We start from the raw sequence: 11,062 nt of genomic DNA, 5'->3' as shown, positions 1-11,062 counted from the left end.
GTGCGCGGACGCCGCGTCCGCTGCGGCCCTGGACTCCTGGGCGTTGCTGTCGGACTCGTGCGCCTGGGCGAACGCCTCCTTCGCGTCCGCCTTGGCCCGTGCCGCGTCCGCCTTCTGCGCGGCGTCCCAGGCGTCGTCCCGCAGATCTCGGGCCTTGTCGCGGCTCTTGACCGCGTCGTTCTTCCGCGCGACCGCGGTCGCCTCGGCGGCTTCGGCCTTCTCCTTGGCGTCCTTCGCGTTCGCCGCCTCGGCCTGCGCGGTCTGCTTGTGCTGATTCGCCTCGGCCTGCTTGGCGGCGGCGGTGTCCTTCTCCGCCTTGGCCGTCTTCTCCTCGGCCTCGGCCGCGAGCCGCTCGGCGCGCGCGTCGGCGGCTGCCGCCTTCGCGTCCGCTTCCGCCTTCAGCGCGACGGCCAGCTTCGCCTCCGCAGTCTCCTTGTCCTTCTTGGCGTTGTCCCGGTGCAGCTTGGCCGCGTCCGCCGCGGCCTTCGCCTGCAACTCGGCCGCGTGCGCGGCCTCCTTACGGAACTCGGCGTTGACCTGCGCGGCCTGCGCGAGCGCGCGCTGCGCGATGGTCTGGCTGTCTCCCGCGGAGGCGCGGGTTGCGGCCTCGGCGGTCTCAGCGGCCTTCACCATCGCCGTCAGCGCCGCCACCGCACCCTTGGTGACCTGCGCCTTCTGCTGACCGACCAGAAGCCCACGACCCCGCGGCGCACCAGCGGCATCCGCGATGCCGTAGGCCGCCTGCTCGGCCGCATCGGACGCGGGGGCCGCCTTCTTGGCGTTCTCCAGCTGGGTCTTGAGCGCGGCCAGATGCTTCTTCGCCGCCGCCTGGGCGTCGGTGACGACCTTCTTCGCCTTGTCGAACTCCGCCTTGTCCGGATACAAGGGGCTGTCCGTGCCCTGGTGACCGGACGGCTTGATCAGGAACTTCTGCGAACCGGCGTCCTTGCAGTCCCACAGCCGCGCGTCCGTGCTCTTGGTGAACGCGCTCAGGTCCAGGCACTTACCCGTGCTGACGCTCTTCAGGGGCGCGGTGGCACGGACGTCACCCTTCCACGACTGCCCCTTGGACTTGTAGCAGTCCGAGATCTGGATCTTCGTGCCGTTCGCCGACGCGTTCCCCGCCACGTCCAGGCACTTCTGCGAGCCGACACCGCGGAGGTGGAGGTCGTCCTCGCTGCCCTCGAGCGTCCACTGCTGGGACGCGCCGCCGTTGCAGGTGTAGATCTGCACCGGCGTGCCGTTGGTCTTGCCACCGCCCGCAACGTCCAGGCAGTTGCCCTTCGCGCCCGGCACCTCGATCGTCACATAGCTGTCGCCGATCCAGCCCAACCCGCCGGCCGAGTAGTAGTCCTGCCAGCGGGTGGCGTAGTCCGCCAGCCACGACTGACCAAGGACCTGACCCAGCATGAACGTGCCGTCCCGCAACGCCTTCGTGGCGGTGACGTTGGCAGCGAGGATCTGCTGCCGCTGCGTGGCCTGCGCGGCGATCTCCTGCTGCCACTCGGCCGACGCCTGCGCCACCGCCTTGCCCAGTACCCGGTTCGGGTCGATCGGGTCGTGCCACGCACACGACGCGAAGCGGGCCTTCAAGTCCTCGACCGCGATGCGGAACTCCCCGGTGCCCGGGGCCGGAGCGGTGCGAGGGAAGCCACCGGAAGCCAGGAAGATGCGGGCGTCATCGGCGAACACCCGGGGAACGAACAACTCGTTGGGTTCGATCTTCCCGGAGTTCTTCTTCCACAGCTTCCACGCCTGCTGCTCCTGCGGTGTCCCCCCAGTGCTGTACTGCGGGTCGCCGATCGCGAGCGCGGCGGCCTTCGTCTTGTCGTCGGCGGTGGGCGACGGATCGTAGAACGGGGAGAACAAGTCGATCGACTTGTTGTACGACTGCCACAGCCACGGAAGCAGCCCGGTCTGGTCGTAGATCTTGTCCTCTCCCTGCGGGGCGTCAGGGTAGAAGCTCAAGCCGCTGACGGCGGCGGAGAACGCATGCTCCTGGTCATTGACCTTCTTGACCCACTGGTCGCTGCTGGCGCTGTCCGCGCTGTAGGCCACGTGCAGCGGGGTGGTGGTGTCGTAGAGGTCCCGGTTGACCTTCTGGTGGAGCTGATCGGGCGGCAGCCCGATGGCGTTCTGTGCGAGGGCGAACAGGTTGGGCCCGCCCGTGCGCAGGGCATCGGCGGCCACACACTGATCGTCGCGCAACTGCTCGGCCGCTTTGGTGTCGTAACCGTCGTACGAGTCGCTCGCCGCGGCCGTGCGCTGTGCGGCGTCCCGGCCGAGCTGGCCGGGCTGGACGGCCACGCCACCGAGGACGGCCAACGCGGCGACGGACGTGACAGCGGAGGTGAACGTTGCGGATATTCGTGAGCTGGGTCGTAACAACCCTGGTCTGAGGCGCAAAGGGGCATCCTTCGTAGCGAGCGAGGGCAGGCGGGGTGACCGCCCGAAGAGAACGGTGGCGATGCGCGCGGGTCAGCCCGCTGTTCCGGCGCGGGAGCGGGGGCAGCAGGCATCAGCGACAAAGAGGGCGTTCACAATGAGCCGGTATCGCGGCATGACGAACCAATCCCTCCCCCGTGACGGCACTGTCCCCCCGGCCGTCTAATGATGCGCGCGCGTCACGGCAGGGCCGGGTCTTGGCCCCTCACGTGGACGTGCGGTGTTCACCTTACTCACCGGTCAGCAGGGCACGACAACGGCCGACCTCGCCACCCAGACGCGGAACGGAAGGTCATTTGCACGGCCCCTCACGGCATGGCACGCGCAAATGTCGTGGTCATACGAGGAGTTACCTGTGTGAGGCATGTGAAGAAGGTGTGCACGCGGGGGGCGGTTTTAAGCCTACGAATTGACCGGAAGCCGCCTGCGTGTAGGCGTCAGTTGAGATGCCGATGTCAGTCCGACCGGCGAGCAAGGATCGGTGCGTTCAGGTTCTGGCATTGAAGCTGGAGACGCCTGTGGAGTGGATGACCAGGTCTCCTCATTGGGCACCGGCAGCCCAGCCAGCGCGCGACGCAGCCGGGCCACGTCGATCCGGCCCTGGTTGAGGCCGCCGTAGAGGGCCTCGTGCCCGCGGCGGTGTTCCCGGCGCGAGCCCCAGGTCGACCAGCGTCCGCCACTGGCCCGTCCGCGCACAACAACGCGTCGCACAACTCGAACAACGCGTCGCCCCGAGCAGTCAGACACGCGCACAACTCCACCCGGAAGCATGACACTTCCGCGAACGCATCCCGCGGGAGCCCTGAAAGGCTGTAGCGACCTGTACTGGCGAACTCCGGATGGCGAGCACGAGGCCGACGACCGGGATCGAGGGTGATTGGCAGATCTGTTCCACCCCCGCGAAGGAAAACCCCAGGTGAGGTGACCGTGCCGGTGGAACAGATCTGCCAATCACTGGTGAGCGTCCCAGGCCCTCGCGCAGATCGTGTCGTACCCCGGGGTGGTGGGCTCGTGCGGGCGCTCGGAGTCCGGCAGTCCGGATGGCTTCACCACGCGGCGGAACGCCACCCGAGGATGCGCATCGGCGCGCGGGGCTCTCCACGTTGGGCCGCCGTAGCCGTAAAGGCCCGCAGGGGTCGAACGGAACACGTACCCGCAGCGTCTGAGGTACATGAAGATGTCGCGCCAAGCCACTGTCCTGCTCCTGAGTGCCGGGCTGTTGCTCTCCGGCTGCCCGTCCTCGTCCGACAACCCGGATGACGAGGGGTACACCGGCCCCACCCTGCCCGCCCGCACCGTCGCGAAGGACAAGTGGCAAGAAGGGCCGGCGGAGCCCAAGCAGCACCAGCCGTATCCGTACGACATCTATACGCACTGCGGGATCAAGTGGGTGAAGTTCGGCGGCCGTTGGTGGGTTCTGGACTCCGTGTTCCCCGGTGTCGAGCAGGTCAAGGGGGAGCCGCCCTCGCGGTACAGCCAGAAGCTCGCCGGCTACATGACTCTGATCGGCCCGGACGCTGCCAACTTCGACGCCGTCGGGATGCCCACGATGCAATTCGTACCGACCGAGGAGGAACCGCCGGGCTGCGCCTAGCCCGGTCGCCGGCGAGTGCCGTGAGCGTCGACGCGCGTCCGAACGACGGGCAGCCAGCCGCGTTCGGCGCGTAGGTCGCGCAGCGTGGCCAGGCCCCGTCTGGTCTGCCGGCGGCTGAGCTCGCAGGAGCCCGTTGGCCGCGCGAGCGTGATGCCGGCGGCGCGACCTCGAACAGGGCGGTGCGGATCAGGTCGGCGTGGCGTTCCGCGGTCGGGGAGCGCTTGGCCACGGTTACTCTCCCCGCAACGGGCGGGCGAGTTCCTCGTCCATGTCGACCTCGCCGGTCTCGGCGGCGGTCTCGATCCAGTCCCTCGTGGCCCGGCAGCGGGCGACGTTCTGTGCCAGGACCGCCTGTCAGCGCCGGCCCCCGTGGCGCGGCTCCGAGTGCTCGCCGAACAGTGGGCCATACGTCTGCCGGTCCTCGGTGGTCAGTACGTAGGCAGGCTCGGTCCTTGAGGCGGCTTCCCGCAGTCGAATGACGAGGCCGGTGACGGGCACGACACGAAGCGACAGGGCCGCGGCCACGTGGGCACGTTCCTTGGCGATCTCCGGATTGCCCCGGGCCAGGGACCGTTCGAGGTGCTGGGCAGAGGCCTGCATGACCTCCACGTCGCCTTCGCCGGAGAACCCGAGGCAGTCCTGCCATGCCAGCCCGGTGACGATCTCCAGTGCGTCCGCCAGGTCATCGGCGATCAGGCCTCCCTCCCCTTCCGAACTCGCGAACACTACTGGTCGGCGGCCGTCCTCCTCGGCACACAGGAAGTACGCACCACCGGCGAACTCCCCGGCGATCGGCTCCAGCGGCCCACCCGAGGCAAGCCACCGCGAAGTGACCTCAGGGGCGCGGACCGCTTCACCGCGCGCCGCGGACTCGTCCTGGCGCCCGGCTCGGGCCCGCGCGCACTCCCCGGGCTCGGGTCGGACGCCCGGCGCGTGGTGACGAACCGCAGCATGCTCCTCGCGTCGGCCGTCCGGCCCTCGTCCTGATGCTCAGCGGCGACGGGATCAGCGCGGAATACGGCGTCCGCAACCTCACCGGCATCCGCCACCCTGCCATCAGTCGGCGAATGCATCTGGGCGCCCCCTGGAGCCTCCCCCACCGTCTCCTTGACACGTCAACGAGAGCGTGGGGTACTGCGGAGTGCGAAGCCGGGAGGAAGTGACGGGGGTGAGTCTCCTGCCGGAGCTGCGCTACCCCACCGTGACCGAACTCGTCGTGTCCGCGAGGGCGTTGGCCGCTCAACGGCCCGGCGAGTGCACTCTGAGACAGATCGGCGTCTCCCGGGCGGGCAGGCCGCTCCACCTGCTGTCCGTGGGCCGTGCCCGCCGCGCCGTGCTGGTCGTCGCGGGGGCCCACGCCAACGAGCCGACCGGCGGCGCCACCCTCCTCTCGGTCGCCGAACGGGCGTTACAGGACCGGGAGTTGAGGGACGGAAATTCCTGGCACTTCCTGCTGTGCGCGGATCCGGACGGGGCGAGCCTGCATGTCACCCCGGCACCGCGCAGCCTGTTCGACTACCACCTGGGGTTCTACCGGCCGCCGGGACCGGAGCAGCCGGAGTGGTCGCCGTCCGAGCTGCCGCCCGACCGGCTCCCGCCCGAGACGCGCGCCCTGACCGGGATCATCGACGAGCTGCGCCCCTACCTCCAGGTGACCCTGCACGGGACCGATGTGGGCGGCAGCTGGGTGCAGCTGACGAGGGACGTCCCGGGCCTCGCCGAGCCGTTCGCCAAGTCCGCGGCGGAGCTGAACATACCGGTGGAGACGGGCGCCTCGGACGCCGCAGGCTGGCCCGCCTCCGGGCCCGGCGTACATGTGATGCCCGCGCCGGGGGCGGGGGCGGCGTACCCGAGCATGCCGGACGACGCGCGGCGCAGCACCTGGCACCACGTCCACCGGTACGGCGGCCTGACCGCGGTCGTGGAGGTGCCGATGTGGGCGAGCGACCTGGTGGACGATCCGGCGCCGCACCCGGCCCCGGCCGCGGCGATGCGACAGCTGGCGGACCGGCTGCTGCGGGACACACGGGAGGTCGAGCGGGTCCTCGCCGACGCGCTGCCCCGTCTCGACGGCACCGACGGGCCCCTGCTGCGGGCCGCGCGATGGGGGCTGGAGCTGGTACCGGGACTGGCCGCGGACTGGACGCACACCGCGCCCGTCAACGGCTCGAGGGCGTACGTCGGCAGCGTGGACGCGTTCGGACGCCGGCTGCCGCTGCGGGCGGCGGCGATGCTGATGCGGGCCCTTCGGCAGACCGACGACCCTGCGGCGCCGCGTCTCGAACGGCTCGTGGCGGCCTGGAGCCACGCCTTCGCGGAACGTTTCCGGGCCCGCTGGGTGCCCCTGGAGCACCAGGTCGAGCATCAGTCGCGCACGGTGGTCGCGGCGGCGCTGCACGCGCGCGACCGGGCGACATGAGCGGCCGTACGAAAGCTGCTGCCGCCCGCATGAGCGGCCATACGAAAGCTGCTGCCGCGCGCATGAGCGGCCGTACGGATTCAGTCGTACGAAGCCCAGCGCCACGCGCGCGTGAGCGGCCGCCCGGAGCTCACGCCCCACGCGCGCGTGCGACACCGCCCTTGCGGGCTGTGTGAGAGCCGTCCAGCGCGAAGACCGCCCCGGTCCGTGCCTCCATCACACACGCGTTCGAGAAGGTCTCCGTGTAGTCGACCGGCCGTCCGTTCCACCGCCCGCGCGCGTGGGCGGTCACCGGGGCGTAGATCATCGGGCAGTAGGTGCCCTTCGTCGTGATGGCGTGGAGGTCGCCGTGGGCCTCCTGGAGTTGCGCGCATGCCTCGGCGGCGCGTCCGTGGCCCTGGGGCGGGTCGCACAACAGCAGGGTGCCGGGCGCGTCGCCGGAGCGGGATTCGCCCCGGGTGACGGTGACGAAGAGCCAGTTGCCCCCGACGGGCCCTTGAGGCGTCGCCCACGCCGGGGCCGCGGTGGCGAGGAGGAGGGCGGCGGCAGCGGCGAGCAGACCGCCTCGTACCGCTGTCGCTGCGGTGGTGTAGGTCGTGTACGTCATTCCCGATGCATCGGCACAGCCGCCTGGGAACCCCACCCCGACTCACCCGAACGGGAGCACGCGGGCCCGTACCGTCCGGCGAGTCCGAACGCGGCGAGGACCACCCGTGACTGGTACTCCACCTGGCGCGCCACCGGGATCCAGCGCGCCTGGCAGCCGTCGTGGTAGTCGGCACACCACTCGTCGACCAGCCGGTCCAGTTCCGGCAGGACACCGGCCGGGTCGGTGCCGGCGCGGGTCACGAGCTGGTGCAGCAGTCCCGCCGTACGCAGAGCCAGCCGCCGCCCGGCTATGCGCAGAGCGGTCAGGTGGGCGGTGTTCAGGGGCGGAAGCGGGCGCGGGCCGGAGGCGATGTCGGGGTCCCACGCGTCGGCGAGGCCGGGGCAGACCAGTAAATAGTCCTCGACCGGGGCGAGCAGCCGCTCCGCGTCCGGCGTGGCCGAGACATGGGGCCGGATCCGGGCGAGGAGGCGCTCCAGGAGCCGGGAGTCGTGGCGCAGGGTGTGGCTGACGGTGCGCAGTACCGCGGCGGCGTCGGCGGGCGGGCCGCCGTCCTCCACCGCGGCGACGCCCCACATGGGCGCCTCTATGACGGCGGTCACCGTGCCGTGCCGGTGGGGGTGGAACCACGTCGACTCGACGGCGGCCTCGGTGATGGCGGCGGCCAGGCCGCTCGGGCGCGGGGGCGGTATTCGGTAGACGGCGGGCCCGAGGCTCGGCCAGTACAGGGTGTCGTACGGGCCGAGTTCGCGCGGTATGCCGAGCCGGGCCGCGGTGTGCGCGACACGGTGGGCGAGGCCGGGCAGATCACGGGTGAGCTCGACGAAGCCGCCGCCGACGTCGACGCCGTGCAGGGAGCACTGGAAGAAGGGCCGCAGTTCGTCCTGGAGTTCGAGCAGGGCGCGGGTCTCCGGCAGTACGGCGCCGGCCGCGCCGTCAGGCAGCCACTCGGGCTGCTCCAGGAAGCCGGGCCGAAAGAAGTTCCGGAAGTAGTGGCCGAGCGTGTACGGGCCGCGCAGCCAGCGCTCGTTGCGGCGCAGGCCGTCGGGGTCGAGGCACAGCAGCAGGTTCCAGGTGGCGTCGGCACCGGAGGTGAGCGTGGGGTCGGCGAGCGCCCGCTCGGCCAGCCGCAGGACGGTGGCGCCGCCCACGGGCTCGTTGGCGTGCGGACCTGCGACGACGAGGGCCTGGTGGCTGCCGTGGCCGACGGAGAGCAGCCACAGGGGCGTGCCCGCGCGGGAGGTGCCCACCCGGCGCAGCCGGGCGTCCCTGGGGTGGCGCGCGACGAGCGCGGCCGCCCGGGCGCCGAGCTCGTCGACGGTCGGGTAGCGGAGGAGTGGCGGCAGGGCACACCTCCACATGTGGTGCCGTCGGTTCACCTGATGTGCATGGTGTACGCACAGTCAGTCACGACTTGACGGCTTCGTCAACACCACGAAGAGCAAAGGGGATTGGCCCATACCAGCGGGTGAAGCGCGGATACCAGCGGTTGAAGCCCGGGCCAGAACCAAGCGCCGGCTCAGTTCGCCGAGAGCCGGAACGCCATCCGGCCGAACCCGACCTGGTCGCCCTCGCGGACGATCGCCGCGCCGATGACCCGTCGCCCGTTCACCGTCGTGCCGTTGGTCGAGCCGAGGTCCCGCAGCACCCACATGCCGCCCTGGCGGCTGAGCTCGGCGTGCACCCGGGACACCGTCTCGTGGGTCAGCCTGAGCCCGTTGGCGGGGTCGCGGCCTATGTGCAGGGTGTGGCCGCCCGCGGGGTGCGGCAGGAGCAGCTTGGGGAGCCGCTCGGCCTGCCAGGCCCTGCGCAGCCGTACGGTGAAGCCGGAGACGGCCTCTACGGTGCCGAACACCAGGCGCGAGACGCGGCTCTCCTTGGGCAGGTCGGCGGTGAGCGCGGCGAGCTCGTCCAGGCGGCGGGCGGTGAGCGCCAGCTCCATGCGCCGGACGAACGTGTCGTGCGACAGGCGGCCCATGGCGACGCCGTCACGGAGCACCTTCAGCGCCTTGTCGCGCTCCGCGTCGGACAGCCGCGCGGGGTACGTGTTGAACTCGAAGGACGACGTCACGCTCGTGATTGTCGGGCAGTGAACGCCGGGTGTCCAGAAAACGCGGAAACGGCCGCCCCGCGCGCGTACCGGACGACACCTGCCGCAATGGGGCGGATTCTTCAAGCGCATTGATCGCGTTTGAAGCACCATGGACGGGCTACATCACGGTGAGCAGATGAAGGGGAACCGTCCGTGCAGTTCGAGGTGTGGGCACCGCAGGCCGATCGCGTCACGCTCCAGTGCGACGGCGCCACGCGCGCGTTGGAGCGCGATCCGGAACGCGCGGGATGGTGGTGGACAGAGGCCGAGGCGCGGGACGGCACGCGGTACGGCTTCGCGCTGGACGACGGGCCCGTGCTCCCGGACCCGCGCTCGCGCCGGCAGCCGGACGGCCCGGACGGGCTCAGCGCGGTCGTCGAGCACGACCGGTACGCGTGGCGCACCGAGTGGGCGGGGCGTCCACTGCCGGGTGCGGTGCTGTACGAGCTCCATGTGGGCACGTACACGCGCGAGGGCACTTTGGACGCGGCCGCCGAGCGGCTCGGGCACCTTGTCGAACTGGGTGTCACGCATGTCCAGTTGATGCCGCTGTGCCCCTTCCCCGGGCGGCACGGCTGGGGCTACGAGGGGGTCTCGCTGTGGGCGGTGCACGAGCCGTACGGCGGGCCCGAGGCGCTGAAACGCTTCGTCGACCGGGCCCATGAGCTAGGCCTGGGCGTGGTCCTGGACGTGGTGCACAACCACCTGGGCCCCTCCGGCAACTACCTCCCTCAGTTCGGCCCGTACTTCACGGACACGCACCACACCCCCTGGGGTTCCGCCGTGAACCTGGACGCGCCCGGTTCGGACGAGGTCCGCGCGTTCCTGCTGGGCAGCGCGCTGGCGTGGTTGCGGGACTACCGGATCGACGGGCTGCGCCTGGACGCGGTGCACGCGCTGGCGGACACGCGCGCGTACACCTTCCTGGAGGAGCTGTCGACGGCCGTGGACGCCCTGGCCGCCGATCTGGGCCGGCCGCTGTTCCTGATCGCCGAGTCGGACCTGAACGACCCGCGCCTCGTCACCCCGCGCGCGGAGGGCGGCCTCGGTCTGCACGCGCAGTGGAACGACGACTTCCACCATGCCCTGCACACCGCGCTGACCGGCGAATCGAAGGGCTACTACGCGGACTTCGCGCGCGCCCCCTTCGCCGCGCTCGCCAAGACCCTCACCGGCGGCTACTTCCACGACGGCACGTACTCCAGCTTCCGGGGCCGGCACCACGGGCGCCCCCTGGACCGCGCGCGGGTGGCGGCGCACCGGCTGCTCGGCTACAGCCAGACCCACGACCAGGTGGGCAACCGCGCCCAGGGGGACCGTCTGTCGGCCCTGGTGTCCCCGGGGCTGCTGGCCTGCGCGGCCACGCTGACCCTGACGGCTCCCTTCACGCCGATGCTGTTCATGGGCGAGGAGTGGGCGGCGGGCACGCCGTGGCAGTTCTTCACCGACCACACCGATCCCGAGCTCGCGGAGGCGGTACGGCGGGGCAGGCGCCGCGAGTTCGCCGCGCACGGCTGGGCGGAGGAGGACGTCCCCGACCCGCAGGACCCGGCGACCCGTGACCGCTCCTGCCTCGACTGGACCGAGCCCGAAAACGAGCCGCACGCGCGCGTGCTGGCCTGGTACCGCCGGCTCGTCGCCCTGCGCCACGAACAGCCGGACCTCACCGATCCCGACCTCGCCGACACCAAGGTGGCCTACGACGAGCGGGAACGCTGGCTCGCCTTCCGGCGCGGAGACGTCCGGGTCGCTGTGAACCTCGCCAAGGAACCGGCGGCCATCCCCCTGGGCACCCGCCCCGCGCGCGTGCTCGCCGCGTGGGAGCCCGTCGAGGCACCGGGCGCGGGCGGGGTGCTGCACGTGCCCGGGGAGTCGTGCGTGGTGCTGCTGCAGGAGTGACACGCC

Annotated in this window: 9 protein-coding genes and 1 pseudogene; 3 read left to right on the top strand and 7 right to left on the bottom strand. The window is 71.4% G+C overall.

Annotated features, from left to right (window positions below; translation table 11 throughout):
• Together CLM62_RS34925 and CLM62_RS52185 are read right to left on the bottom strand one after the other, a co-directional pair.
• Positions 1–2,307 (bottom strand): ricin-type beta-trefoil lectin domain protein (locus CLM62_RS34925; protein ID WP_257004254.1); only part of this gene is annotated, 2,307 nt, incomplete at its 3' end.
• 684 nt (positions 2,308–2,991) lie between these two features.
• Positions 2,992–3,221, bottom strand: a pseudogene (locus CLM62_RS52185) (transposase); the annotation flags it as partial.
• A 401-nt stretch (positions 3,222–3,622) separates the two neighbouring features.
• Here CLM62_RS52185 and CLM62_RS34915 point away from each other — a divergent pair.
• On the top strand, positions 3,623–4,039 hold the full coding sequence (locus tag CLM62_RS34915) for a hypothetical protein (protein ID WP_257004253.1): 417 nt from the start codon (positions 3,623–3,625) through the stop codon (positions 4,037–4,039).
• 231 nt (positions 4,040–4,270) lie between these two features.
• On the opposite strand, the gene CLM62_RS52180 is transcribed toward CLM62_RS34915, so the two are convergent.
• The gene (locus CLM62_RS52180; protein WP_306457957.1) at positions 4,271–4,384 is read right to left on the bottom strand and encodes a DUF6192 family protein; all 114 of its coding nucleotides are present in this window, start codon (positions 4,382–4,384) and stop codon (positions 4,271–4,273) included.
• 9 nt (positions 4,385–4,393) lie between these two features.
• Positions 4,394–4,765 carry a hypothetical protein gene (locus tag CLM62_RS34905; RefSeq protein WP_095753899.1) on the bottom strand — a complete coding sequence of 124 codons (372 nt, stop codon included), beginning with the start codon at positions 4,763–4,765 and terminating at the stop codon, positions 4,394–4,396.
• Positions 4,766–5,207: 442 nt separating this feature from the next.
• Here CLM62_RS34905 and CLM62_RS34900 point away from each other — a divergent pair, with 442 nt between their 5' ends.
• Positions 5,208–6,458 (top strand): M14 family zinc carboxypeptidase, encoded by a 1,251-nt coding sequence (locus CLM62_RS34900; RefSeq protein ID WP_095753898.1) that lies wholly within the window; start codon positions 5,208–5,210, stop codon positions 6,456–6,458.
• 130 nt (positions 6,459–6,588) lie between these two features.
• Here CLM62_RS34900 and CLM62_RS34895 read toward each other — a convergent pair whose 3' ends face one another.
• The 3 genes from CLM62_RS34895 to CLM62_RS34885 form a co-directional block, all read right to left on the bottom strand.
• A complete protein-coding gene (locus CLM62_RS34895; protein ID WP_095753897.1) occupies positions 6,589–7,065 on the bottom strand; it encodes an SSI family serine proteinase inhibitor in 477 nt (158 codons plus the stop codon).
• Complete coding sequence (locus CLM62_RS34890; protein WP_095753896.1) at positions 7,062–8,426, bottom strand: M14 family zinc carboxypeptidase; 1,365 nt, start codon at positions 8,424–8,426, stop codon at positions 7,062–7,064. Before CLM62_RS34890 ends, CLM62_RS34895 begins: the two co-directional genes overlap by 4 nt.
• A 158-nt stretch (positions 8,427–8,584) precedes the next feature.
• The gene (locus CLM62_RS34885; RefSeq protein ID WP_095753895.1) at positions 8,585–9,136 is read right to left on the bottom strand and encodes a DUF1707 and FHA domain-containing protein; all 552 of its coding nucleotides are present in this window, start codon (positions 9,134–9,136) and stop codon (positions 8,585–8,587) included.
• A gap of 174 nt (positions 9,137–9,310) precedes the next feature.
• Between CLM62_RS34885 and treZ the strand changes: the two genes are divergently transcribed.
• Positions 9,311–11,056 (top strand): malto-oligosyltrehalose trehalohydrolase, encoded by a 1,746-nt coding sequence (gene treZ / locus CLM62_RS34880; RefSeq protein WP_095753894.1) that lies wholly within the window; start codon positions 9,311–9,313, stop codon positions 11,054–11,056.
• Positions 11,057–11,062: the final 6 nt, after the last annotated feature.

This window comes from Streptomyces sp. SA15, from assembly GCF_002291145.1.
Taxonomy (GTDB): Bacteria; Actinomycetota; Actinomycetes; order Streptomycetales; family Streptomycetaceae; genus Streptomyces.
This window is presented reverse-complemented; position numbering and strand designations above follow the sequence as displayed.

Bases quoted from the DNA above. Each gene is read 5' to 3' on its own strand.
- CLM62_RS34915 (WP_257004253.1), top strand. From the start codon at position 3,623: ATGTCGCGCCAAGCCACTGTCCTGCTCCTGAGTGCCGGGCTGTTGCTC.
- CLM62_RS34890 (WP_095753896.1), bottom strand. From the start codon at position 8,426: ATGTGGAGGTGTGCCCTGCCGCCACTCCTCCGCTACCCGACCGTCGAC.
- CLM62_RS34895 (WP_095753897.1), bottom strand. From the start codon at position 7,065: ATGACGTACACGACCTACACCACCGCAGCGACAGCGGTACGAGGCGGT.